The following is a 25,247-nucleotide window of genomic DNA, read 5'->3' on the forward strand; positions in this document are numbered from 1 at the left end:
CCTGATGGGCTGGCTAGCGGTGGGAGACTCGTACGAGATCTCCCTCGTGGACGGAAAGGTGGCGGCCCGGTCGGCCGGCCCACGGGCCACCGGGCGTCCACTGAAGACCCTCCCCAAGGCGTTGCGGGACGACCCGGAGGTGGACCGGCTGCGGCAGCTCGCCCAGTGGCTTGACCGGCACGCCGCCGAGTGCCTGGCCCGGGTCGACGCCTGGGTGGTGTCCTCGCTGCCGGTGCCGACCGCGCTGCTGGCCCGGGTCTGGCCGGACCCGGCCTGGCGGGACGCGCTGCGCGACCTCGTGGTGCTCGGCGACGACCCGGCCGCGCCGGGCTTCCTGCGCGACGTCACCGACGGCGGCGACCTGCGGATGGTCGACCTCGACGGGGAGACCGTCCGGCTGTCGCCGAGCACTGCCCGGCTGCCCCACCCGGCGCACCTGCCCGCCCTGGCCGACCTGCGCGAGTTCGCCGACGAACTCGACATCACCCAGCGCGTCGAGCAGCTGCACCGGGGCACCTGGTCCCGGCCCGCGACCCTGACCGACCGGGACACCACCGTCACCGACTTCCGGGGCACGAAGGTCCCCAACCGGTTGGCCGTCCGGGCCGCCACGTTCGGCTTCCGGGTCTCCGGCTCGCAGGTCAGGTGCCGCGTCTGGGAGGACGGCCACACGGTCGAGGCCGCCCTGGGCTTCGACGAGGACTACTGGGACTCCGAGGCGACGCTGGGCGGCCTCTCCTGGACGGTCGTGGACGGGCCGACCCTGCGGCTGGCCGAGGTCGGGCCGGTCGCCTGGTCGGAGGGGATGCGCATGGCCACGGCCCTGTCCGGCGCCGCGACCACCACGGGGAGGACGGCATGACCGCGACCACCACCACCGCGACCACCACCGCGGCCCCGCCGTCGGCGGAGAGCCTGCTGGCCGCCGGGGCGGTGCTGCCGACCGGCGCCGCCGGGGCCGGCGATCTCGCGGTGCCGCTGACCGCCCGCAGCTACGGGCACCCGGTCCTCGGCGACCGGCCGGTCGTACGGCTGGTCGACGCCGCCCTCGGCGAGGGCGAGGACGCCGCCGTGGGCTTCCTCGGCCTCGCCCCGGCCGCCGAGCCGGCCGTCGTCGGGCTCGGGCCCCGCCGTCCGTTGGCGTTCCCCGAGTGGGTGCTGGTACACCACCCGGCCGACGGCCGGCACGTCCTGCCGGTGGTGCCGGAGCTGCGCAAGCTCGCCCGGCAGGCCCGGTCCCGGCCCAAGGCCGCCCTGGACGGGCACCTGGCCGTCGCCGAGCGGTTCGCCCGCACGCTGCCGCACGTGCTGCCGACGTTCTTCGAGCAGGCGGCGCGGGTGTTCCTGGCCGCCGGGCAGGACACCTACGCGACGCAGCTGTTCAACAAGGCCCGCCGGGCGGAGGCGCAGCACGGCCTGCCCATCGACCTGAACCGGCTCGACGAGGTCTACCTGGAGTTCGCGTCCGCCAAGGTGGTGTCCGGTGCCGCGCTGGCCGGCTACGCGCGGGAGCTGTCCGCCCAGTTGCCGCCCGGCGAGGCCCTGGACCGGTTCTGCCGGCTGGCGCTGCGGGCCGCCACCGCCGGCGTGGTGCCGTCCACCCAGTCGGCCACCGCGGTCAACCGGCTGGCCCGGGCCGCCGGCAAGGCCGACGCCGGGGCCGCCGACCGGGTGGCCGCCTACCTGACCGAGCTGCTCCGGCTGCCCGCCGTCGCCGGGGCGCCGGCCGGCTGGTGGCGGGCGCACCTGCCGGCGGTGGCGGCGCTGGCCGGCCGGGAGCCGGCGGTGCGCGGCAACCTGCTCGACCTGATGCCCACCGACCGGGACGACCTGGTCTCCTGGCTGGCCCTGCTGACCGAGACCGGCGCCCTCGCCGGGCTCTCCGACCCCGACGTGCCGGACGCGGCCCGCCCCCGCGACGGCGCCGCCGGGTGGTTGCGCCGCTTCCTCGACCGGGCCACCTCCGGCTACCGTCCCCCTCGGCTTCCGGCGCTGTATCCGCTGGTCGAACGGATGGCCGACCGGTTGCGCGCCGAGCTGGCCGACAGCGGCGAGCCCCTCGCCATCGGCGACGACCTGGACCTGCTGGACCTGCTGCTCGCCCTCGACCTGCCGGTCGCCGCGCCGCGGCAGCGCGAGACCCTGGACCTGGCGCAGTGGGCCAGCTCCGGGGGAGAACGGGACCTGCGCGCGCTGGCCGGCGACGACCGGTTCACCGAGCCCCTGCGCCGGGGGCTGGCCCGGCTCGACAACGAGTCGGAGACGCTGCGCCGGCTGGCCGACACGCCGGGCCTGCGGCCGCTGCTGGCCGACTGGCTGCGGGGCCGCGTCCGTGACCGGTTCACCGCCGGGCTGCCCTACCTGCGGGAGTCGGTGGGCTGGCTGGGCGGGCTCCCGGCCGAGGCGCTGCGGCTGGTCACCGACGACGCCGACGGGATCGACGCCGGCCCTGGTGGCGACCTCGGGTGGGCCCTCGGCGTAGACCTCGCCGAGCAGGTAGCCGCCAGCCTGCGCGGCGGCATCTTCGACGAGCTGGGCTGGCCGGAGTGGGAGACGGCCTGGCAGGAGGTGACCGGCGGCGACCACCGGGTCGAGACGACCTGGCAGGAGGCGTGGCCCTACGCGATCCTCGGCGGCCCGACCACCGTCCGCGTCATCGGCCCCGAGGGCATCGTGCTCCGCCACGACCTGCGCATCCCCGCCGGCGACCGGTGGGGCGAGCCCGGCTACCACTACGTCGACGGCCGTCTGCTGGTCTTCTGGCGCTCCCAGGAGCTCGACTACAACCTGCGCGGCTACTGGCACTCCGCCCCCGACGAGCCGCAGCCCCTCCAGGGCCGCACCCGCGGCAGCCAGCCGCGACGCAACACGATCACCCTGCCCCTGGCCGGCGGCGGGCGGACCACCGGCGGCGGCGTGCTGCACGCCGGGGACACCGCCGTCCCCGACGAGCTGCCGGTCATCACCGACGGCACCACGCACTGGGTCTACCGCAGGGACGACGACGGCGACCGCGGCTGGCGCGAGTACGACCCGGCCAGCGGCGGCCACGGCCGGCGCAGCCTGCCCCGGTTCCTGGCCGACCTGCCCGCCGAGGAGCGCCTCACGGAGCGGACGAGCTGGCTGCGGCCCGCCCTGTCGCCGCAGGCCACCCCGGCCGCCGCGCCGGTGGACGGCCTGCTCGGCTGGCGGGTCGTCACCCGGCCCGACGGCTCCGTGCGCGGCGAGGACCTGGCCGGCCGCGCCGTCACCGTGCCGGCGGGACAGGAGCCGATCGCCGCGCTGGTGCTGCCCGGCGACGACCGGCCCCGCGCCGTGCTCGGCAACCTCGCCCTGCTCGACCCGGACGGCGTCGCGTCGGCCGTGGCCGGGGAGTCCGGCCGGGACTACACCCCGGGCGCGGTGCCGCTGCCCGGCCCGGACTTCCTCGGCAACCTGCTGCCCCGGGACCCGGCTGGCTCCGCCGCCCTGCGCCGGATCGACCGCGACGCCGTCGCCGCCCTGCTCGTGGCCGCCGTCGACGAACGACGCGCCCTGCTGGCCGACCCGGCGGCGAACCGGACGGGCGCCGGCCGGCCCGGCCCGGCCGCACCGGCGCCGACCGGCGGGCAGGCCGCGCCCGCCCCCGACCCGCTGGTCGCGCTGATCCGGTCGGCGGTGCCGGCGATCAGCCACGACGCGCTGCTCGCCGGGGTCGCCGGGGTGCTGCGGCTGGCCGCCCGCGTCCGCACCGACCTGGACGCGGCGACCGAGCGGCTCACCCGGGCGCTGTCCGCCCCGGCGCAGGCCCCGGCGGCGACCGCCGCCGGCCCCACCGACCGGCGGCTCAGCGCGGCGCTCGACGGGCTGCGCGGCACGGTCTACGGGGAGGCCGACCTGGCCCACGCCTTCACCCAGTTCCAGGCGCTGGACGCCCAGCGCTCCGCGCCCGGCGGCGTCGATCCCGCCGTGCGGTTGCACATCGACGGGCCGGCGCTGCCCGGCGCCCTGCACTGGTGGCCGGTGCTCGACGGCGTCGCGGCCGTCGCCTACCGGGCCGTCGTTGCGGTCACCCCCGACGAGCAGCGGGAGGACCTGGCCGACCTGCTCACCGCACTCGACCGGCTCGACCTGACCACGGCCGGCACGCCCGCCCGGTGGCGTCGGCTGCGGCTGCACCTGCTCGACGACGACCTGCTCGACGCGCAGGGCAACCGCCGCCGCCCCCGGGCGGGCATCCTGCCGCTGCCCGGCGGGGCGTTCCTCGCCGTCCTCACCGCCAGCGGCACCCGCACCGGCTACCACCTCGAGGCGTTGTACCACGACCCGGCCGGCGTGTTCGCCGTGCCCGAGCCGTACACGGTGGACTCCGCGACCCCGGTCGGCGACGACCGGCCGGCCGGCTGGCTGGCCCGCTTCCGCACCGAGTGGGCCGCGCGGGGCCCGCTGCCGTGGCGGCCGGAGGCGGCCGAGCGGTTCGCCGAGCTGACCGGCGTCACCCCCACCGCCGCGAAGCTGGTGCTGGCCGGCCTGCCGCACGCGGACTCGGCTACCCCCGTGCCGGTCGAGGCCCGCCGGGCGCTCGGCATCCGGCAGGTCGGCGAGGTCAAGCTGGCCTTCGGCGTGCTCAACGAGGCCGCTGCGCCGCTGCGCCGGGCCGTGGTCGCGGCCCTGCTGCCCGCCGACCCGGGCCGGCTGTGGACCGACGGGCCGGACGTCGACGCGGCGGCGGCGGTCTGGAACGCCGCCCTCGGCCGCCGGGTCGTGGTGCCCGAGCACCTGCTCGCCGCGGCGGTGCGCGCGGTCCGCGCGGCCTGGAGCCCCGCCCAGGCGTTGCCGGCGCTGCTCGACCCGGCCCGGTCGGTCGAGCTGAGCACGGACCTGGCCTTCCGGATCAGCGGCGACCGGGCCCGGCCGGTCGACGAGCGGGCCACCGGCTTCACCGGCGCGGTGCTGACCTCGACGGTCGCCCTGACCGCCTGGGTCGCCCACCACACGCCGGCCGGCGACGCGTGCCGGGCCGCGCTGCCGGCCGCCCTGGCCGCGATCCGGGACCGGCTGGCCAACCCCGAGCTGCTGCTCGACCTCGACCGGTACGTCTCCCTGCCCAGTTTCCGCCAGGTGGCGGGCACCCCGTCGGAGACCGGGCCGGGCTGGGAGCGCTACGGCGCGATCATGCTGGCCACCCACGACGACCAGCCCTCGCCCGCGCTGCGGCCGGACCTGCTCGACGCCGACGGGACGGACCCGTACCTGCCGACGCTGCGCTACGACGCGGCCCGGCCGTACCCGATGGAGGTGGCCCTGCGGCTGGTCCGCGACCCGCGGTTCGAGGCGCTGCTCGCCGATCCCGGCGACCCGGCCGGCGGCGAGCGGGCCGCCGACGGGACGTGGTGGCCGCAGGACCCGACCCGGTCCGTGCCCGACCTGGTCGCCGAGGTGGTCGCGGCGCACGGCCTGGGCGCCGACGCGGCGGCGGTGTACCTGATGCTGCTGGCCATGCCGGACCCGACCGACCGCAACACGGCGGCGTGGACCGGCTGGAAGCCGGCCCGGCTCAAGGCCGCCCGCGCCGAGCTGGCCGGCACCGACCTGGTCGTCGCCGCCAGCCGGCCCCGGGCCGGCCGGTCGCTGTTCCTGCCCGGCCCGTGGCTGGCCCGCGGCGGCGGGCAGGCCCCCATCGAGGGCTGGAAGGCCACCCTGTTCGACCTGGGCCCCGACGGCACGGCGGCGCTCGGCGTCACCGTGCCCGGCGAGCCGGTCGCCGACCTGTACCGGCGGGCCTGGCGGCGGTCGTGCGACGGCGACCCGCCCCGCCTCGACGCCCCGGCCACCCGCGCCCCGCGCTGATCCCCGCGTCGGTGGTGGGGCCGCCGGCCCCACCACCGACCTCCCGCACGTCCGACACCAGTGAAAGATCGAGGAACCCCCGTGACCGTGACGGAACACGTCCGCCCCACCGCGGCGCCGGACAACGCCGCCGCCCAGGTGCTCTCCGCCGAGCAGCGGTACGCCGACGAGCTGGCCTTCCTGGCCGCGTACGACGACGGGGCCCGGCCGCCGGGCTGGGCGCTGACCCCGCGCGCCGTGGTCACCTTCATCCGGGGCAGCGACGGCGAGGCGCTGTCGCTGCCGGCCGACCGGCGTAACCGCCCCGGCGGCGTGGAGCTGCCGGCGAGCATGACCATCGCCGGAAAGTTCGTCGGCGAGCGCAGCCTGGTCGAGCGGTGCGTGGTCACCCTGGCCGGCGAGCGGGGCCTGCTGCTCGTCGGCGAGCCCGGCACCGCCAAGTCGATGCTCTCGGAGCTGCTGGCCGCCGCCATCTGCGGCACGAGCGCCCTGACCGTGCAGGGCACCGCCGGCACCACCGAGGACGCCTTCCGGTACGGCTGGAACTACGCGCTGCTGCTCGCCCAAGGCCCCACCCCCCAGGCCCTGGTCGACTCGCCGGTGCTGACCGCGATGCGCACCGGCCGGGTGGCCCGGATCGAGGAGGTCACCCGCTGCCTGCCCGAGGTGCAGGACGCCCTGGTGTCCATCCTGTCCGACCGGCGGATGAACGTGCCGGAGCTGTCCGGCACCGGGGACGGCCTGATCCGCGCCACGCCCGGGTTCACCGTGATCGCCACCGCCAACCTGCGCGACCGGGGCGTGTCGGAGATGTCCTCGGCCCTCAAGCGCCGGTTCAACTTCGAGACGGTCCACCCGATCGCCGACGCGGGCACCGAGACCGACCTGGTCCGCCGGCAGGCCACCGCCGCCGTGGAGCGCGCCGGAGCGCCGTACACGGTGGACGACGCGGTGCTCGACGCCCTGATCACGGTGTTCCGGGACCTGCGCACCGGCCGGTCGGGCGAGGGCTGGGACGTGGAACGGCCCGGCACCGTGATGTCCACCGCCGAGGCGGTGCAGGTGGCGGCGTCGCTCGGGCTGGCCGCCGCGTACCTGCCCGGCGGTGACCCGCTCGACCTGGTCCCCGGGCACCTGCTCGGGGTGGTCCGCAAGGACGACGAGAACGACCACGCCCGGCTGCTCGGCTACTGGGACGGCCCGGTCCGCCGCCGCGCCGAGGACGGCTCGGCGATGTGGCGTCGGCTCTGGGACCTGCGGGCGAGCCTGCGGTGACGCCACCGTCCCGCGAACCCGCCGGCCCGGCCGGCGCACCGGCCGTGCTCGACCCGCCGGCAGACGGCCCGGCCGCGACCGACCTGTCGGCCGCCGACCCGCGCGCCGTGGTCGACGCCCTCGCCGCCTCGGCGCGGCCCTACATGATCGGGGTGCGGCACCACAGCCCCGCCCTGGCGTCGGTGGTCCCCGCCCTGCTGGACGCCGCCGGGGCCGAGGTGGTCGCCGTCGAGCTGCCGGCGGACTTCCAGCACTGGCTGCCGTACCTGTCCGACCCGGCCGCCCGGGCGCCGCTGGCCGTGGTCGGCAGCCACGGCGCGGACGGGCCGATGGGCTTCTACCCGTTCGCCGACTTCTCCCCGGAGCTGGCGGCGATCCGCTGGGCCCGGCAGCGCGGCGTCGAGGTGATCTGCTGCGACCTGCCGCTGGCCGATCCCGGCTGGACGGCCACGGGGGCGGCCGCCGGCGCGGACCCGACGACCGTCGGCGGTGCCGACGCGGACCAGGGCGTGCCCGGCCCCCGCCCGGCGCGCTACGCCGCCGGGCTCGGCGCCAGCGGCACCGGCCGCGACGGCGACGACATGTGGGACCGGGTGGTCGAGGTACGCGCCCCGGGCTGTTCGCCGGAGGCCGTGCGCCGGGCCGCCCTCGGGGTGGGCTGGGCGATGCGCGCCGACAGCGCCGGCGACGAGGGCGTGCCGGCGCGGGACCTGGCCCGCGAGGAGCACATGCGCCGGGTGCTGGCCGACGCGGGCGCGGACGGCCGGCGGGTCGCCGCCGTCGTCGGCGCCTTCCACGCCCCGGCCCTGCTCGCGCCCGACGCCGCCGGGCACGCCGGCCTCGCCACCGGCGGCCCGGCCCGGTCGACCGGCGGCCCGCTGGGCGGGGCGGCCGACCGGTCGACGGCCCCACCCGGCGACGCCGTCGCCACCTCGCTGGTGCCCTACGCGTTCGACCTGCTCGACTCCCGGTCCGGCTACCCGGCCGGGATCCGCGACCCGCGCTGGCAGCAGGCCGTCCTCGCCGCCGCCGGTGACCCGGACCGGATCCGGGCCGCCGCCGCCCGCGCCGTCACCGACGTGTGCCGGGAGCTGCGCGCGGCCGGGCACACCGCCGGCACCGGCGAGGCCGCCGAGGCGGTGCGGCTGGCCGACGACCTGGCCCGGCTGCGCGGCCTGCCCGCCCCCGGCCGGGGCGAGGTGCTGGAGGCGGTCACCACCGTGCTCGGCCAGGGCGAGCTGCTCGGCCGGGGCCGCGCCCTGGCCCGCGCGCTGGAGACCGTGCTGGTCGGCGCCGACCGGGGCCGGACGGCCCCCGGCACGCCCCGCTCCGGGCTCGGCCCGGCGGTCGAGGCGGCGCTGGCCGCGCTGCGCCTGCCCCACCCCGACAGCCCGAAGGCCCGCGAGGTCCGCCTGGACCCGCTGCGCACCGACCTGGACCGGCGGCGGGAGGTCCTGCTGCACCGCCTGCACGTCTGCGGCGTCGGCTACGGCGAACCCGTCGCGGTGACCGGCACCGGCGACGGGGCCGCCCTGACCACCCGCTGGCAGCTGGCCTGGACCCCGTCCGTGGCGGCCCGCCTGGACCTGGTCGGCGTGCGCGGGGTCACCGCGGCGCTGGCCGCGACCGGCACGCTGCGGGAGCGGTTCCGCCGCGAGGTCGCCGACGGCGGGCCCACCGCCGCGCAGCTGCTCGCCGGGCTCCGCGACGCCGCCCGGTGCGACCTGCCCGAGCTGGTCGCCGACCGGCTCGACCTGGCCGCCGCCGTGCTGCCCGCCACCGGCACGCTGCCGGAGCTGCTGGCCGCGCTGGACCTGCTGGAGGCGTTGCGCCGGCAGCACCTGCCCGGCACCACCGCCGAGAGCCGGGAGCGGGCGGCCGAGCTGGCCGTCGTGCTGCTGGACGCGGCGGTGCGCGGGCTGCCCGGCCTGGCCGGCAGCGACGCCGCGGACGACGCGGCCGCCCTGGTCGACCTCGCCGTGCGGGCCGGGCAGGACCGGATCGGCCTGCGACTGGACGCCGCCCTCGACGACCTGACCCGGTCGGGCTCGGCGCTGATGCAGGGCGCCGCCCTGGCCGCCCGGGTGCTGCTCGACCTGACCGACCTGGCGACCCTGGGCACCCGGGTGGCCGGCTGGGTCGACGCGGCCACCGGGCCGGACACGCGACGGCACCTGCACCGGCTGCTCGGTGGCCTGCTCACCGCCGCGCACCCGCTGCTGCAGTCCGCGCCCGCCGCGCTGGACCCGCTGCTGGACCGGGTCGAACGACTCACCGACCCCGAGTTCCTGGACCGGCTGCCGGCGCTGCGGGGCGGGTTCGACGCGCTCACCCCGGCGGCCCGGGAGCGGCTGCTGGACACCGTCGCCGAACGGTTGGGCGACCGGCTCGACCTGTCCCTGTCCGCCCCGCCCGAGCTGCTGGCCCGGTGGGCCGCCGCCGACGCGGCCGGCCGGGCCGTGCTGCTCGCCCGCGCCCTGCCGCTCCCGGGCCCGGACGCCGGTGCCGTCGACGCCCCCGTCGGCGGCGGGGACCGGGCGGCGGCTGCGCCGGGCGGCGGGCTGACCCCGACCGACCGGTGGCGGCTGCTGCTCGGCCGGCAACCCGACCGGCTGCCGGCCGACGCCCGCCGCTACGCCCGCGCCCTCGACGAGTTGTACGGGGCGGGGCGCGGCGAGGGCGGCATCGACCTCGGCCCCTCGGGCGGCGGCGGGCAGGAGCCCGCCTTCCCGACGGCCCGCGAGTGGGCCGACGAACTGGAGGCGCTGTTCGGCACGACGGTGCGCGAGGAGGTCATCGCCCGGGCCGCCGAGAACGGCCGCACCGACGTGCTCAGCGAACTCGACCCGGCCTCGGTGCGTCCCTCGGTGGAGCTGCTGGCCTCGGTGCTGTCGCTGGCGGGCGGCCTGCCCGAGGCGAAGCTGGCCGCGTTGCGGCCCCTGGTGCGGCGACTGGTCGAGGAGCTGACCGCGCGGTTGGCCAACCAGGCGCGGCCGGCGTTGACCGGGCTGACCAGCCCGCGCCCGACCCGCCGCCCCGGCGGGCGGATCAACCTCGCCCGTACGCTGCGGGCGAACCTGGCGCACACCCGGCGGCTCGGCGACGGCCGGACGGTGGTCGTGCCGCAGCGCCCGGTGTTCCACACCCGCACCCGCCGGGAGGCCGACTGGCGGCTGGTGCTGGTGGTCGACGTGTCCGGCTCGATGGAGGCGTCGGTGGTGTGGTCGGCGCTGACCGCCGCCGTGCTGGCCGGGGTGCCCACCCTGTCGACCCACTTCCTCGCCTTCTCCACCGAGGTGGTCGACCTGACCGACCGGGTCGACGACCCGCTGTCGCTGCTGCTGGAGGTGCGTGTCGGCGGCGGCACGCACATCGCCGCCGGGCTGGCCCACGCCCGCTCGCTGGTGACCGTGCCGAGCCGCACCATCGTCGCCGTGGTCAGCGACTTCGAGGAGGGCTACCCGCTGGCCGGGCTGCTCGGCGAGGTCCGCACCCTGGCGTCGGCCGGCGTGCACCTGCTGGGCTGCGCCGCGCTCAACGACCGGGGGATGCCCTGCTACTCGGTGCCGGTCGCCGAGCAGCTCGTCGCGGCCGGGATGCCGGTCGCCGCGCTCAGCCCGCTCGAACTCGCCCGTTGGGTGGGCGACCGTGTCCGGGGAGGATCACGTTGACGAACCGTACCCCCACCGCCGTGGCCGCGGACCGGTTGCCGCCGGTGTCGCCGGCGGTCGCCGCCGCGGCGGTGGCGGCCCTGCCGTCGCGGCTGCGCCGGCGGCTGGACGCCACCGTCGAACGGCTGGCCGCGCTGCCGGTCGGCCAGGTCGACGGCGGCGTGTCGGTCGACTGTGGGCCGGAGGCCCTGGTCGTCCTGCGGCCCGGCCCGACCGGCGCGGTCACCGGCCCGGAGCAGGCCCGGTGCTCCTGCCTGCTGGCACCCCGCTGCCTGCACCTCGCGGCGGTCCTGGCCGCCTGCCCGGTCGCCGACCCGGCCAGCCACCCCGATCCGGCACCCGCCGCGCCGGCCACCCCGGACGGCGCCGGGCGGGCCAGCAGGGCCGGGCGGGCGGGCGCGACCGGCCCGGCCGCCGCCGGCGGCGCGCCGACGAAGGCGCAGCGGGCCGCCGCCGGCGCGCTGTGGCGGGCCGCCGCCGCGGTGCTCGCCTCCGGTGTCCCGGCCGCCGGCGCGGTCGGCCAGGCCGACCTGCTGCGCGCCGCGCACGGGGCCCGCCTGGCCGGCCTGCCGCGCGCCGAGGCCGCCGCGCTGCGCCTGGTGCGCGGCCTGCGCGCGCACCGGTCCCGGCAGACCGGCCACCGGCTCGCCGACCTGGTCGAGGTGCTGCACGACCTGCTGTACGCGGCGGGTCGGCTCGCCGCCGGCGATCCCGATCCGGCGCTGGTCGGCGTGCTCCGGCGGGCCTACGAGCCGGACGGCACGCTGGAGGTGTACGGCGTCTGCCGCGAACCGGTGATCAGCGCGACCGGCTACGCCGGCGTGGTCACCCACCTGGTCGCCGCCGACGGCCGTCGGCTCTCGTTCGCCGACGTGAAGCCGGGCGGCCCGAATCGCGCCAGGGACTGCGCCCACGCGGTCACGGAGATGGGCGCGGTCTCGGTCGACCACGCGGCGCTGGCCCGGGGTGGCCTGCGGATCACCGGCACCACGGTCTCCCCGGACGGCCGGCTCGGTGCCGGCGCGGGGGTCCGAGCCACCCCCCTCACCGGGGCCGACTGGTCCAGCGGCGCGCTGGCGGAGCTGTTCGCCCGGCCGCTGGCGGAGGTGGTGTCCGGGCAGCTCGCCGTCGACGACCCGGCCGATCCGGGTCGGGCCGGCACGGCGCTGCTCGGCGCCGACCTGGTGGTGGTCGGCGCGGTCGGCGACCAGGTGCTGGCCCGCGAGCTGGCCCCCGACGCGGGGGCGGACCGGGCGCCGGTGCCGGACGGGCCGGTGATCCGGTTGGTGCCGGCCAACCCGCACCCCGCGCTGGCGCACGTGGCCAACCTGCGGCGGCTGGCGTCCTGGCCGGGCCTGCGGATCCGGGTGGTCGGCCGGCTGGACCCCGACCGGGCCGGCACGCTGCGCCCGCTCGCGGTCGGCGCGGTGCCGGGTGCCACCGAGACCCTGCGGCTGCCGCCCGAGTGGCACGGGCGGGCGGACCTGGGCTACGACCAGATCCAGGGCTCGCACCTGCCGCCCCGCGCGCAGGCCGGTGCGGCGCAGTCGGCGCCGGCCGTCGACGCGGTCGCGGAGTCCCCGCTGTGGCGGGTGCGTCGGCTGGTGGAGCTGGCCGTCTCGGGTGGCCGCCGGGCGGTGGCCGAGGCGGCCCGCGACGAGGCCGCCTCGCTGGCGGTGCCGTTGCGCCGGGCCGGCTTCACCACCGCCGCCGCGGTGGCGTCGGCGCTGGTGGCGGAGTCGGACCGGCGCGGCCGGGACGCGTTCGGGCGGCTCACCGACCCCGACCCGGACCGGTACGCCTGGGCCTGGCTCGCCGCGACCGCCCACCTCGCCGCCACCGAGCGGGAGCTGATCCGGTCCTCCTGGGTGGCACCGGCGGCCGGCTGATCCACGGGTGGGCCGGCGTGGACTGCCGCCCCCACGGCGCCTGGTGCGGGGCGACCGTGGGGGCGGCGCTTGACGTACGCCGTTTGATCTAATTCGATCTCCGGGGGCGGCGTCGCCGTCCCGGCCCCGCGAGGACCAGGAGAATCGTCATGACCGTCCCGCAGCGTGTCGCCATCGTGACCGGCGGTTCCCAGGGCATCGGCCGGCAGGTCGCGCAGCGGCTGGCGGCGGACGGCTTCGCGGTGGTGGTCAACTTCGCCACCGGCAAGGTCGCGGCGGAGCAGGTCGTGGCGGCGATCGTCGCCGCCGGTGGGGAGGCCGTCGCGGTGCCGGCCGACGTCGCCGACGAGGTGGCGGTGGCGGAGCTGTTCGACGTCGCCGAGCGGACGTACGGGGGGATCGACGTCGTCGTGCACTCGGCCGGGGTGGCGTCGCACGCCCCGGTGACCGAGCTGGATCTGGCGGAGCTGGACCGGGTGCACCGCGTCAACGTGCGGGGCACCTTCGTGGTCGACCAGCAGGCGGCCCGCCGGATCCGGCCCGGCGGCGCGCTGGTCAACATCTCCAGCACGACGCCCCGGCTGTCCATGCCCGGCTACGCCGCGTACGCCTCCAGCAAGGCGGCGGTGGACGCGATCACGTTGATCCTGGCCCGGGAGCTTCGCGGGCGTGACGTCACGGTGAACGCGGTCGCGCCGGGCGCCACCGGCACGGACCTGTTCCTGGCGGGCAAGGACGAGCAGACGATCGCCGCGATGGCGGCGATGTCGCCGATGGGGCGGCTCGGCGACCCGGCCGACACCGCCGAGGTGGTGGCGTTCCTGGCCGGCCCGGGCCGCTGGATCAACGGTCAGGTGGTGTACGTCAACGGGGGCGCGGCCTGACCGACGGGGCGCGGCGCGAACCGCCCCGGGCCGCGTACCCCATTCCTTCCGACCGGACGGTAGCATTGTGGGGCTGTGCAGGGGATAGGAGGCCACCAATGGCGCGTGCCACGTCCAACCGGCCGGAGTCGACCCGTCGCCGGCAGCGGTGGCCCGACGGCTACGACCCGGAGAACACCCGCAAGTCGTTGATCGCCAGCGCGCTGGAGCTGTTCGAGAAGCGCGGCTTCGACCGCACGTCGGTGCAGGAGATCGCCGACCGGGCCAAGCTCACCAAGGGCGCCTTCTACCACCACTTCGAGAGCAAGGACGACCTGCTGCGCCACATCCAGGAGGAGTACCTGGAGGCGCAGCTCGCCGCGATCGCGAAGATCGAGGCCGGCAGCGACGACCCGAAGGTGCGGGTGGCCGAGCTGATCCGGTTCAGCCTGACCAGCGTCGCCGAGTACCGGGCGCACGTGACGATCTTCTACCAGGAGCGGCGCAACCTCACCGCCGACCTGTTCGCCGAGGTGACCCGCAAGCGGGGCCTGGTGGAGTCGGCCTTCGCCGGGATGATCGCCGACGGCGTCGCCCGGGGGGCGTTCCGCTCCGACGTCGACCCGCGCATCGCCACGTTCGGGCTGGTCGGCATGTGCGCCTGGGCGTACCAGTGGCTCAACGTCGGCGGCCCGCTCAGCGTCGACGAGGTGGCGCGGCAGTTCAGCGCGATGGTGCTGGAGGGCCTCTACGCCTGACCGCCGGACGGGTCAGCCGCCGAGGAGGTGGCGGGCCATCACGATGCGCTGCACCTGGTTGGTGCCCTCGTAGATCTGGGTGATCTTGGCGTCGCGCATCATCCGCTCCAGCGGGAAGTCCCGGGTGTAGCCGTAGCCGCCGAGCAGCTGCACCGCGTCGGTGGTGACCCGCATGGCCACGTCGGAGGCGAAGCACTTCGCCGCCGCGCCGAAGTAGGTCAGGTCCGCCTCGCCGCGTTCGGACCGGCCGGCGGCGGCGTACGTCAACTGGCGGGCCGCCTCCAGCGACATGCCCATGTCGGCGAGCATGAACTGGACGCCCTGGAAGTCGGCGACCGCCCTGCCGAACTGCCGGCGCTGGCGCACGTAGGCCAGCGCGTGGTCGAGCGCGCCCTGCGCGATGCCGAGGGCCTGGGCGGCGATGGTGACCCGGGTGTGGTCCAGCGTCCGCATCGCGGTGGCGAAGCCGGTGCCCGGCGCACCGATGATCCGGTCGGCCGGGATGCGGCAGTCGTCGAAGTAGACCTCGCGGGTCGGCGAGCCCTTGATGCCCAGCTTCCGCTCGGGCGCGCCGAAGCTGATCCCGGGGTCGGTGCGCTCCACCACGAACGCGGAGATGCCCCGGGAGCGCGCGGTCGGGTCGGTGACGGCGAACACCGTGTAGAACTCGCTCAGCCCGGCGTTGGTGATCCACCGCTTGACCCCGTTGAGCACCCAGGTGTCGCCGTCGCGCTCCGCGCGGGTGCGCATGCTCGCCGCGTCGCTGCCGGCCTCCGGCTCGGACAGGCAGTAGGAGAACATGGCCTCGCCCCGGGCCACCGGCGGGAGGTAGCGCTGCTTGAGCTGCTCGTCGGCGGCCAGCAGCAGCGGCATGGTGCCCAGCTTGTTGCCGGCCGGGACGAGGGAGGAGCAGGCGCAGGCGCGGGCGACCTCCTCGATGACGATCGCGGTGGCGAGGGCGTCGGCCCCGGCGCCGCCGTACTCGGCGGGTACGTGCGGGGCGTGGAAGTCGGCGGCGCGCAGCGCGTCGTAGGAGGACTGCGGGAACTGGCCGGTCTCGTCGGCCTCGGCCGCGTGGGGCGCGACCTTGGCGTCGCACACCGCGCGGACGGCCGCCCGCACCTCCGCGTGCTCCTCGGGCAACTGGTACGCCTCGAACACCACGAACCCCCTCGTCGGACAGCCTGTCGCGGCAGAATACCATCCGGTCGGTATGAACTCTGCCCTTGAGTTGCCTCGCCGGTCGTGGTAGATACCTTCCAGTCGGTATGTAGGGGGTCGGGTGACACGCGCCGTACGGGCGGGGATGGACTTCATCTCCGCGCTCGACCGGGGAAGCCTCGGCGGCCTCGCCCGCCTCTGCGCCACCGGCGCGACCTGGTGGGTCGACACCGGCCCGGACCGCCGTGGCGGCGACCCGCAACTGTCCCCCCACGGAAGCGGCCGGTTCCCGCTGCACGGCGTCATGCGGATGGACGACAAGCTCGCGCTGATGCGCCGGCTCGGCCCCACCGCGTTCCCGACCGGTTGCCGGCAGATCCCGCGCCGCGTCGTCGCCGGTGACGACACGTGCGTCATCGAGGTCGAGGGGCACGGCGTGCACGCCAGCGGCGTCGAGTACGCCAACCGGTACGGTTTCGTCTTCGACGTCGACCCCACCGGTGCCGTCGTCTCGGTCCGCGAGTACCTCGACACCGTCCACGCCCAGCAGGTGGTGGGCGGCGGTGCGCCCGTACCCCGAAGCAGCCTCGACCACCCGGTGGCCGGCGACGCGCCCGACCCCGGCGACCCACCGCCGGCCGTGGCGACGGCCGTGGCGATGTGGCCGGCGCTGGCCCGGGGCGACCTCGACACGTTCGGCGGCCTCTTCACCGGCGATGCCACGTGGTGGACCGACACCGGCCGCGACCGCCGCCTCGGTCGCCCGCACCGGCGGGGCGACATCCACGCCAACGGCCCCTTCCACGGGACCGTCACCCTGACCGAGAAGCTCGCGGCCATGCGGGCGCGCCTCGCTGCCGGCGGCTACCGGTCGGCCGCCGTCACGGTGACCCCGCGCCGCTGGATCGCCGACGACACCCTGGTCGCCGTCGAGGCTGTAGGCGACGCCGTCCTCGCCGACGGGGCCCGTTACCAGAACCGCTACCTGTGGATCGTCGACGTCCGGGCCGACGGCATCGGCGAGGTCCGGGAGTACTGCGACACCCTGCACATCGCCGACCTGATGGGCTTCGACGCGGAGGTCGGCCGCCGCACGGGAGAGGAACCCCGATGAGCGCCAGAGTGATCACCGACATCGACGAGGTGCTGACGACCACCCGCGCGGTGCGCCGCCGGATGGACTTCGACCGGCCGGTCGCCCGCGCCGTCGTCGAGGAGTGCCTCCGACTCGCGCAGCAGGCGCCGATGGGCTCCAACCTCGAGGACTGGCGCATCGTCGCCGTCGACGACCCCACCCTCAAACGGAAGCTGTCCGGGCTCTACACCGAGGTCTGGCACCAGACGGTCGAGCGCCCCCTGGCCAGCGGCGAGGCGGCGACCACCACCCGCCTGTCGCCGACCGTCCGCGCCGACCCGCAGGCCCAGGCGCGGCAGGCCCGGGTCCTGCGCGCGGTGAAGTACCTCGTCGACCACCTCGACCGGGTGCCCGTCCTGGTCGTCCTGTGCAGCACCAAGCCGCTGCCGCAGCGGCCGGTCGGCGGCACCGCGTCGGGATACTACGGCTCGATCTTCCCGTTCGCCTGGTCCTTCCAGCTCGCGCTGCGCTCCCGGGGCCTCGGCTCGGTGCTGGCCACCGCCCTGGCCCACAAGGCCAGCGGCGTCCAGGCGGTGCTCGGCCTGCCGGCCGAGTGGCGGCCGATCACCCTGCTCCCCGTCGCCTACACCCGGGGCCTCGACTTCCGCCCCGCCGCCCGCGCCGACCTGGCGGACGTGGCGTTCTGGAACGGACCCGTCGAGCCGGCGGGATCCGCGCCGGCATGAGGGCCGCCCACGTCGTCGAGCCCTGCGCCGACCGCCCCGTCGAGGCCCTCCGCGTCGGCGACCTCGCCGACCCGCAGCCGCCCCCCGGCTGGGTGGGCGTCGACGTCCGGGCCGGCGCGCTCAACATGCACGACATCTGGACGCTGCGCGGCGTCGCCGGCCGCCCCCACGGCGGGCCCCACGTCATCGGCAGCGACGCCGCCGGGGTGGCCGACGGCCGGGACGTCGTCGTCTACCCGGTGCTGCCCACCGCGCCCGACGGCCGCACCGTCACCCACGCGACCCTGCTCCCCGACGCCGGCCACGGCCTCCTCGCCGAGCGCGTCGTCGTGCCGGCGGGCCACCTCGTGCCCAAGCCCGCCGCGTTGAGCTGGGCCGAGGCCGCGTGCCTGCCCACGGCCTGGCTGACCGCGTACCGGATGCTGTTCACCAAGGCCACGGTCGGGCCCGGGCGGGTCGTGCTCGTGCAGGGCGCGGGCGGGGGCGTCGCGACCGCCGCCGTCGGCCTCGCCGTGGCGGCCGGCGCCACCGTCGTCGTCACCTCCCGCTCCCCGGCCAAGCGCGAGCGGGCGCTCGCCCTCGGCGCCGCCGTCGCCCTGGACGTCGGCGACCGCGTGCCGGAGCTCGCCGACGTCGTCGTCGAGACCGTCGGCCCCGCCACCTTCGCGCACTCGGTGCGCTCTACCAGGGCCGGCGGCGTCATCGTCGTGTGCGGCGGGACGAGCGGCTTCACCGCCCAGCTGGACCTGCCGCGCCTGTTCGCCCGGGAGATCACCGTCCACGGGTCGACCATGGGCTCCCTCGACGAGTTCCGGGCCCTCGTCGACTACGTCGACACCCACGGCATCCGGCCCGCCGTCGACAGCGTCGTCGACCTCGCCGACGTCCGCGCCCAGGCCGCCCGGATGCTCGCCAGCACCGCGTTCGGCAAGCTCTGCGTGAGCCTGACATGACCGCCGTCGTCGTCACCCGGCGCGGGCCCGCCCTCTGGGCCCGCATCGACCGCCCGGGCGCGGGCAACGCGTGCGACAGCGCGGTGCTCGCCGGCCTCGAACGGTGGCTCGCCGGTGCGGGCGATCCCGGCGTACGGGCGCTCGTGCTCACCGGGACCGGCCGGAGCTTCTGCGCCGGCGCCGACCTCGCGGAGGCCACCGGCCTGCTCGGCGACCAGCCCGCGCTGCGGGCCTTCCTCGACCGGGGCCGCCGCCTCGTGCGCGCGATCGGGGCGGCCCCGGTGCCCACCGTCGCCGCGGTCAACGGGGCGGCCTTCGGCGGCGGGCTCGAACTGCTGCTGGCCTGCGACGTCGCCGTCGCCGCCGGCAGCGCCCGCCTCGGCGACCGGCACCTCGCCGTCGGCCAGGTCCCCGGCTGGGGATCCAGCGTGCTGCTGCCGCTCGCCGTCGGCCCGGCGCTGGCCCGCCGGCTGCTCGTCACCGGCGAGACGTGGACGGCCGACGAGGCCGCCCGCCGGGGCCTGGTCAGCGAGGCCGTCGCCGACGCCGACCTCGTGCCGCACGTCGACGCGCTGGTGGCCACCATCGCGGCCCGCGACGAGACGGCGGTCCGCCGGATGCTGGGCCTCGCCCGGCCCGCCGTTCCCGACGCGGCCTGGGCGAGGGAGTGGGAGACCCTCGTCGCGCACGTCGCGGACCAGGCGGCGGGCCCGGCCGGCCCGCCAGGGACCCCGTCGTAGCCCACGGCCCTGTCCCGCCGCACCCCTCGACCGACCCGCTTGAACGGAGCGACCCATGCGCACCGCGAAGAAGACGATCGTGAACACCCCGGGCGACCTGCTCGACCTCGTCGGCCAGGACCTGGGCGCGAGCGAGCCCCGGGTGGTGACCCAGGAGCAGATCGACCGGTTCGCCGACGTCACCGGCGACCACCAGTGGATCCACGTCGACGTCGAACGGGCGCGCTCGGGGCCGTTCGGCACGACGGTCGTGCACGGGTTCCTGACCCTGGCGCTCGTCCCGCTCCTGCTCGCGGACATCCTCGAGGTGCGGGAGCACTCGATGGGGGTCAACTACGGCCTGGACCGGGTCCGCTTCGTGCGGCCGTTGCCGCCGGGCGTCGAGATCCAGGGCACGGCGACCCTCGTCTCGGCCCGGCCGATCCCGGCGGCCCAGGACGGCTCGCCCGGCGGCGTGCAGGCCAAGGCGTCGGTGGTCGTGGAGTTCGCCGACCAGTCGCAGCCCTGCTGCGTGGCGGAGATCCTGTTCCGCTACCACGGCTGAGTCCGCTACTGCGGGCGAGTCCCGCGCCGACGCGACCCGCCGGGTCGCGCCGGCGCGGGCACGCCGGTCGGTCGCGCCGGCGCGGGCACGCCGGTCGGTCGCGCCGGCGCGGGCACGCCGGTCGGTCGCGCCGGCGCGGGCACGCCGGTCGGTCGCGCCGGCGCGGGCACGCCGGTCGGTCGCGCCGGCGCGCTCACTCCGGCGCGGCGTCCGACGGGGCGACGAACCGGCCCCGGTAGAACGACAGCGCGGGCACGCCCGTCGGCTTCAGGTGCACGTGGTCGACGTCCAGCAGGACGATCACGTGGTCGCCGCTGGTGATCACCTCGTCGCGGCGGCCGGCGAGGATCGCCGGCGTGCCGGGCAGCAGCGGGACGGCGTCGGGGCCGGGCACCCAGGACACCCCGTCGAGCCGCTGCGCGCCGGACAGACCGGAGGTGGCGAACCGCCGGGCCACGTCCTCCTGGTTCTGGCTGAGGATGTGGATCGCGATGCGGTCGGCCGCCATCAGGACCGGGAAGCTCGACGAGTGGCTGGTGACGCAGAACAACACCTTCGGTGGCCGCAGCGAGACCGAGGTGAACGAGTTCACGGTCAGCGCGGCGACCTCGCCGGCGCCGGTCACGGCGGTCACGGCCGTCACGCCGGTGGGGAAGTGCCCGCACACCTGGCGGAACTCGGCGGAGTCGAACAGGGGCTCGGCCATCATCGGGTCACCGCCGGGTCGCAGGAGTCGGGCGCGGGGCGCAGCCCGCCTTCGAGCTGGATGAGGCACAGCGTGTGTCCGCCGGGGTCCTTGATCAGGTGCAGGCGTCCGTGCGGGCTGTCGACCGGCCCGACGGTCGGGGTGCCGCCCAGGGCGGCGACCCGGGCCAGCGCGTCGTCGAGGTCGGCGACGGCGAAGTAGGTGATCCACTTCGACGGGATGAGGTTGGGCCACTCGTTGTCCAGTTCGAGGACGCCGGCCACCGGGACGTCGTCGAGCATCAGCAGCGTGTACGGCCGGGCCGTCGGCGCGTCTCCGCGCTGGCGGGTGGTGTAGCCGAACAGGGCCCGGTAGTAGGCCACCGCCCGCGCGGGCTCGCCGGTATCCAGCTCGTTCCAGCACAGCGCGCCGACCGAGTTGAGGGCCTGGACGCCGGCGCGCGACTCGCCCTGGTAGAGGCCGAAGGCCGCGCCGAAGGGGTCGACGACCGCCGCGCCGGTGCCGGCCGCGGGCAGGTAGCGCGGGGGCGTGACCAGTTCCCCGCCGAGCGCGACCGCCTGCCGCGTCGATGCCGCGACGTCGTCGACGGCGAAGTAGGTGAGCCAGCCCCGGGGGCGGCCACCGTGCAGGGCGGCGGCGTCGGAGATGCCGGCGACGTCGCGCCCGGCGACGCCGCACATGCGGTAGGTGGTGGCGCCCAGCCGCTCCGCGCGGACCGTCCAGCCGAGCAGGGCGCCGTAGAAGGCCTCGGCCCGCTCGGGATGCGGGGTGCACAGCTCCACCCAGACGGCCTCGCCGGGCCGGAACGGCCGGCTCACCCGGACACCGCCCGCGCGGCGAGGCCGGCGACGATCGTGCGCGCCGACACGTCGTACGCGTGGTCGGGGGCGCCGGTGGCCAGGCTCGACTCGACGACCTCGACCACCGCCCGCAGGGTGCCCCGCGGCAGCGCGAGCAGCGAGTCGACGAGGTCGTCGACCTCGCGGTCGAGGTGGGCGTCGGGGACGACCCGGGCGACCAGGCCCCACGCGTGCAGCTGGGCGGCGGTGGCGGTCGCCGCGCCGGTCAGCAGCTGGTAGGCGTGCGCCCGGGGCAGGGCCCGGGCGATCGTGTGGCCGACCCCGGCGGGCGCGAAGCCGAAGCGGGCCTCCGGCAGCGACAGCCGGGCGTCGGCGGCGGCGACCGGCAGGTGCACGGCGTCGAGCAGGCCCGCGCCGAACCCGATGACGTGGCCCCGGACGGCGGCGACGACGGGCACCGGGAGTCGCCGGATCTCCTCCAGCGCCGCGTCGCTGCCGCGCAGCCGGGCGGAGACCGCCTCGCGGGTCGCGCCGGCCAGCCCGGCGAAGGACGACGTGTCCCAGCCGCCGCAGAAGTGCCGCCCGGCCATGTCGAGGCGGATCACCACGCAGGTCTCGTCGGCGGCGGCGGCCGTCATGGTGTCGACGAGTTCCCGTAGCGCGGCGTCGCCGACGCAGTTGCCGCGCGCGGCGTTGTCGTAGCGGACGTGCGCCACGCGGCCGTCGTGCCCATGGGTGAGGGTGATGGTCACCGCCGCATCATACATACCGGTCGGTATGAATACAACGCCCCTGGCGGGCGGCCCTTTGACACACGAACGTCACGGACGAGATACCCGCTCGACCCGTTGACTTGATACCGGCTGGTCGGTACTTTGTGGCGAACGTCACCGCCGGCCCAGGCCGAGACATGACGGGTCCATCGCCTCTGAAGGACGCCCATGATGATCACGAAATTCCTGCGCTCCCGGCGGCCCCTCGCCGTGGCCGCCGCCCTTGCCGTCGCGAGTGCCAGCCTCACCGCGTGCGGCGGGTCCGACTCCGATGACGCCCGGTCGTCCGGCTCGGCCACCATCCGGGCGTTGCTCGCCGCCCAGCCGGCGACCCTCGACCCGATCGTCGGCGCGCGCTCCGCCCAGATCGTCTGGGCGACGATGCTGGAGCCCCTGATCAACACCGACAAGGACCTCGCCCCGACCGACACGGGCCTGGTCACGAGCTGGACGCGCACCGACGCGACGACCTGGACCTTCAAGGTCCGGCCCGACATCGCCTTCAGCAACGGCGAGAAGGCCGACGCCGCGGCCGTGGCGAACACCATCACGCTCACCCGCGACGCCGCCGCCTCCCAGCTCAAGTCCTACTTCACCAACGTCACCGCGATCGAGGCGCCCGACGCCACCACCGTCGTGGTCAAGACGAAGACCCCGCAGTACAACATCCCCGACCTGCTCACCACGGTCTACCTGGTGCCGCCGAAGTACTACCAGGAGAAGGGCTCGGAGGGCTTCGCCGCCGCCCCCGTCGGCACCGGCCCGTACGTGTGGGCGGGCGCGAACGCCGGCCGCGACATCTCGGTCAAGAAGAACCCCGACTACTGGGGCACGAAGGCCACCAACGACGGCATCACCTTCACCTGGGCCAACGAGGCCGCGCAGCGCCTCGCGCTGATCCAGAGCAAGAGCGTCGACATCTCCTTCGACCTGCCGCCCGCGCAGGCGAGCGCGGCCAAGAGCGCCGGCGTCGACGTGGTCAGCACCGAGACCGCCATGAAGATCATCGCGTTCCTCGACTCGACGAAGGCGCCCTTCGACGACCCGAAGCTGCGCGAGGCCGCCGCCCTGGCCATCGACCGCGACGCGATCGTCAAGGGCATCTTCGACGGCCAGGCCGTCGCCGACGCCGGGCTGCTCAACGTCAAGCCGGGCCAGCAGCCGTCGCGCAGCGTGACCGCCGACGCCGCCCGGGCGAAGGAACTCGTCGGCTCCGCCGCCCCGGCCGTGCAGATCAGCTACCCGGCGGCCCAGTACACCAACATCGAGGAGGTCGCCCAGGCCGTCGGCGGCAGCCTCGAACAGGCCGGCTTCAAGGTGACGTACGTGCCGCTCGACTACGGCACGCTCGTCAAGCGGATCATCGGCCGCCAGGTGCCCGGCATCTCCATCTTCGCCGGGGTGCCGAACGTCGCCGTGCCGGACTACTTCGTCAGCGGCTTCCTGAAGACGAAGTCGATCACCGGCAACTGCCCGGACCCGAAGATCGACGAACTCGCCCAGCAGGCGCTGGAACAGGACGGCGCCGAGCAGGCCGCCCCGATCTACGACCAGCTCAACACCATCGGCGTCGTGGACAAGCACTGCTACGTGCCGCTGTACCGGCAGGTGTTCAACTACGCGACCGCCCCCGGCGTCTCCGGCGTGGTGTTCGGCCCCCTGAACACCGTGGACTTCACGAAGACGACCCGCTGACGATGACCGAGGCAGTGCGCAAGGGGGTGCCGGGCGAGGCCGCCCGGCACCCCCGCACCCCGGAGACGGACACCCCCGTGCTGGTGGTCGACGACCTCGTCGTCGAGCACCGCGACCGCGGCACCGGCCAGGTCTTCCGCGCCGTCGACCACGTGTCGCTGCGCATCGACGCCGGCGAGAGCGTCGCCGTCGTCGGCGAGTCCGGCTCCGGCAAGACGACGCTCGCGATGGCCGCCACCGCGCTGGGCCCGCGCGGCGGGGGCGACATCCGGCTGCTCGGCCACTCCCTGTCGGAGATCAGCCGTACGCGGCTGCGCCGGCTGCGGCCCGAGGTGCAGGTCGTCTTCCAGGACCCGCACGGCTCCCTCGACCCCCGGCAGTCCGTGCGGTCCGGGCTGCGGGAGCTGCGCACCCTGCAACCCGAGCGCACCTCCTGGATCGGCGACGCCGAGCTGCTCGGCAGCGTCCGGCTCGCCCCCGAGCTGCTCGACCGCTACCCGCACCAGCTCTCCGGGGGCCAGGCCCAGCGGGTCTGCATCGCCCGCGCGCTGCTCATGCGCCCGCGACTCATCGTCGCCGACGAGCCGACCTCCGGCCTCGACGTCTCCGTCCAGGCCGACGTGCTGGCCCTGCTCCGGCAGATCCGCGCCACCACCGGCGCGGCGCTGCTGATGATCAGCCACGACCTCGCCGTCGTCCGCTCGCTCTGCGACGTCGTGCACGTCATGTACCGCGGCCGGGTCGTCGAGTCGGGGCCCTGCGAGCAGGTCTTCGTCACCCCCGAGAACGACTACACCCGCGAGCTGCTCGCCGCCATGCCCGGAGCGCGCTGGAGGTCCCGCCGATGAAGGCCAGCACCGTCCGCCGGGTCGGCAGCCGGCTCGCGTCCCTGTTCGCGTCGCTGCTGATCGCCCTCAGCCTCGCGTTCCTGCTGGGCCGCCTCTCCGGCGACCCCACCGCGACCATCCTCGGGCCGCTGGCGCCGCCGGAGCAGCGCGAGGCGCTGCGCCACGAGCTGGGCCTCGACCTGCCGCTGGTCGTGCAGTACTTCGACTACCTGCGGGGCGTCCTCACCGGCGACCTCGGCCAGTCGCTGCAGTTCTACCAGTCCAACACGTCGATGATCGCCGACCGGCTGCCGTACACGCTGCAACTGGTCGCCGCCGGCATGGGCCTCGCCCTGCTCGTCGGCGTGCCCCTCGGCGTGCTCGCCGCGACCCGCGAGGGCACCTGGTGGGACCGGGCCGCCTCCACCCTCGCCCTGCTCGGGCAGTCCGTGCCCGTCTTCTGGTTCGGCATGATGCTCGTGGTGCTGTTCGCCGTGAAGCTCGGCTGGCTGCCCGCCGGGCAGTCGGGCACCCCGAAGCACCTGATCCTGCCCGCCCTCACCATGTCGGTCTACCCGATGGCGCACATCGCCCGGCTCACCCGCGCCTCGATGAGCGAGGCCCTCGCCGAGCCCTACATCGACTCCGCCCGCGCCCGGGGGCTCGGCAACCGCCGGGTCGTGTGGCGGCACGCGTTCGCCAACGCCATGATGCCGATCCTGACGATCGTCGTGCTGCAGACCGGCATCCTGCTCTCGGGCGCGGTCGCCGTCGAGTACGTCTACTCCTGGCCGGGCCTCGGGCAGCTCGCGCTCCAGGCCATCCAGTTCCGCGACTTCCCGCTCGTGCAGGCGATCGTCGTCTTCGGCGCGTTGGTCTTCGTCCTGCTCAACCTGGTCGTCGACGTCCTGCACTCGATCGTCGACCCGAGGGTGAGGTGAC

19 protein-coding genes are annotated in these 25,247 nt (G+C 76.5%); 15 read left to right on the forward strand and 4 right to left on the reverse strand.

Annotated elements, in window-relative coordinates; all coding sequences use genetic code 11:
• Positions 1 to 4: 4 nt before the first annotated feature.
• From TK50_RS13555 to TK50_RS13585, 7 genes are all read left to right on the forward strand, one after another.
• On the forward strand, positions 5 to 862 hold the full coding sequence (locus tag TK50_RS13555) for a DUF4132 domain-containing protein (protein WP_043963075.1): 858 nt from the start codon (positions 5 to 7) through the stop codon (positions 860 to 862).
• On the forward strand, positions 859 to 5,829 hold the full coding sequence (locus TK50_RS13560) for a hypothetical protein (RefSeq protein WP_043963076.1): 4,971 nt from the start codon (positions 859 to 861) through the stop codon (positions 5,827 to 5,829). The genes TK50_RS13555 and TK50_RS13560 overlap by 4 nt, the downstream gene beginning before the upstream one ends.
• Positions 5,830 to 5,910: 81 nt before the next feature.
• Entirely contained in the window at positions 5,911 to 7,104 is a 1,194-nt protein-coding gene (locus TK50_RS13565) for an ATP-binding protein (RefSeq protein WP_144420231.1), read from the forward strand.
• On the forward strand, positions 7,101 to 10,775 hold the full coding sequence (locus tag TK50_RS34865; protein WP_241773986.1) for a DUF5682 family protein: 3,675 nt from the start codon (positions 7,101 to 7,103) through the stop codon (positions 10,773 to 10,775). The genes TK50_RS13565 and TK50_RS34865 overlap by 4 nt, the downstream gene beginning before the upstream one ends.
• On the forward strand, positions 10,772 to 12,664 hold the full coding sequence (locus TK50_RS13575) for an SWIM zinc finger family protein (RefSeq protein ID WP_199486023.1): 1,893 nt from the start codon (positions 10,772 to 10,774) through the stop codon (positions 12,662 to 12,664). The genes TK50_RS34865 and TK50_RS13575 overlap by 4 nt, the downstream gene beginning before the upstream one ends.
• Before the next feature lie 149 nt (positions 12,665 to 12,813).
• Positions 12,814 to 13,548 (forward strand): SDR family oxidoreductase, encoded by a 735-nt coding sequence (locus TK50_RS13580; protein ID WP_043963078.1) that lies wholly within the window; start codon positions 12,814 to 12,816, stop codon positions 13,546 to 13,548.
• Positions 13,549 to 13,646: 98 nt separating this feature from the next.
• Positions 13,647 to 14,285 carry a TetR/AcrR family transcriptional regulator gene (locus tag TK50_RS13585; RefSeq protein WP_043963079.1) on the forward strand — a complete coding sequence of 213 codons (639 nt, stop codon included), beginning with the start codon at positions 13,647 to 13,649 and terminating at the stop codon, positions 14,283 to 14,285.
• A 12-nt stretch (positions 14,286 to 14,297) separates the two neighbouring features.
• On the opposite strand, the gene TK50_RS13590 is transcribed toward TK50_RS13585, so the two are convergent.
• Positions 14,298 to 15,446 carry an acyl-CoA dehydrogenase family protein gene (locus TK50_RS13590; RefSeq protein WP_229406254.1) on the reverse strand — a complete coding sequence of 383 codons (1,149 nt, stop codon included), beginning with the start codon at positions 15,444 to 15,446 and terminating at the stop codon, positions 14,298 to 14,300.
• A gap of 121 nt (positions 15,447 to 15,567) precedes the next feature.
• Here TK50_RS13590 and TK50_RS13595 point away from each other — a divergent pair, with 121 nt between their 5' ends.
• From TK50_RS13595 to TK50_RS13615, 5 genes are read left to right on the forward strand one after another with little or no spacing between them, the layout of a single operon-like run.
• The gene (locus TK50_RS13595) at positions 15,568 to 16,560 is read left to right on the forward strand and encodes a nuclear transport factor 2 family protein (protein ID WP_144420232.1); all 993 of its coding nucleotides are present in this window, start codon (positions 15,568 to 15,570) and stop codon (positions 16,558 to 16,560) included.
• Positions 16,557 to 17,267 (forward strand): nitroreductase family protein, encoded by a 711-nt coding sequence (locus tag TK50_RS13600; RefSeq protein WP_043963082.1) that lies wholly within the window; start codon positions 16,557 to 16,559, stop codon positions 17,265 to 17,267. Before TK50_RS13595 ends, TK50_RS13600 begins: the two co-directional genes overlap by 4 nt.
• The gene (locus TK50_RS13605) at positions 17,264 to 18,220 is read left to right on the forward strand and encodes a zinc-binding dehydrogenase (protein ID WP_043963083.1); all 957 of its coding nucleotides are present in this window, start codon (positions 17,264 to 17,266) and stop codon (positions 18,218 to 18,220) included. The genes TK50_RS13600 and TK50_RS13605 overlap by 4 nt, the downstream gene beginning before the upstream one ends.
• Entirely contained in the window at positions 18,217 to 18,960 is a 744-nt protein-coding gene (locus TK50_RS13610; protein WP_052503738.1) for an enoyl-CoA hydratase/isomerase family protein, read from the forward strand. Before TK50_RS13605 ends, TK50_RS13610 begins: the two co-directional genes overlap by 4 nt.
• Positions 18,961 to 19,015: 55 nt before the next feature.
• On the forward strand, positions 19,016 to 19,504 hold the full coding sequence (locus TK50_RS13615) for a MaoC family dehydratase (RefSeq protein WP_043963084.1): 489 nt from the start codon (positions 19,016 to 19,018) through the stop codon (positions 19,502 to 19,504).
• Positions 19,505 to 19,697: 193 nt separating this feature from the next.
• Here the strand turns inward: TK50_RS13615 and TK50_RS13620 are convergent, their stop codons facing one another.
• From TK50_RS13620 to TK50_RS32200, 3 genes are read right to left on the reverse strand one after another with little or no spacing between them, the layout of a single operon-like run.
• Positions 19,698 to 20,213 (reverse strand): flavin reductase family protein, encoded by a 516-nt coding sequence (locus tag TK50_RS13620; protein WP_043963085.1) that lies wholly within the window; start codon positions 20,211 to 20,213, stop codon positions 19,698 to 19,700.
• Positions 20,210 to 21,028: a VOC family protein gene (locus TK50_RS13625; protein WP_052503740.1), complete on the reverse strand. Its 819-nt coding sequence runs from the start codon at positions 21,026 to 21,028 to the stop codon at positions 20,210 to 20,212. Before TK50_RS13625 ends, TK50_RS13620 begins: the two co-directional genes overlap by 4 nt.
• The gene (locus TK50_RS32200; protein WP_052503741.1) at positions 21,025 to 21,762 is read right to left on the reverse strand and encodes an enoyl-CoA hydratase/isomerase family protein; all 738 of its coding nucleotides are present in this window, start codon (positions 21,760 to 21,762) and stop codon (positions 21,025 to 21,027) included. The genes TK50_RS13625 and TK50_RS32200 overlap by 4 nt, the downstream gene beginning before the upstream one ends.
• 189 nt (positions 21,763 to 21,951) lie before the next feature.
• On the opposite strand from TK50_RS32200, the gene TK50_RS13635 reads away from it, so the two are divergent.
• The 3 genes from TK50_RS13635 to TK50_RS13645 are packed head-to-tail and all read left to right on the forward strand — an operon-like array spanning position 21,952 to position 25,246.
• Positions 21,952 to 23,478, forward strand: coding sequence for an ABC transporter substrate-binding protein (locus tag TK50_RS13635; RefSeq protein WP_043963086.1), 1,527 nt, complete (start codon positions 21,952 to 21,954; stop codon positions 23,476 to 23,478).
• A 2-nt stretch (positions 23,479 to 23,480) separates the two neighbouring features.
• The gene (locus TK50_RS13640; RefSeq protein WP_052503742.1) at positions 23,481 to 24,326 is read left to right on the forward strand and encodes an ABC transporter ATP-binding protein; all 846 of its coding nucleotides are present in this window, start codon (positions 23,481 to 23,483) and stop codon (positions 24,324 to 24,326) included.
• Positions 24,323 to 25,246: an ABC transporter permease gene (locus TK50_RS13645; RefSeq protein WP_043963087.1), complete on the forward strand. Its 924-nt coding sequence runs from the start codon at positions 24,323 to 24,325 to the stop codon at positions 25,244 to 25,246. The genes TK50_RS13640 and TK50_RS13645 overlap by 4 nt, the downstream gene beginning before the upstream one ends.
• The last annotated feature ends 1 nt before the right edge of the window (position 25,247 follow it).

It is taken from the genome of Micromonospora haikouensis (assembly GCF_000876225.1).
Classification (GTDB): Bacteria; Actinomycetota; Actinomycetes; order Mycobacteriales; family Micromonosporaceae; genus Micromonospora; species Micromonospora haikouensis.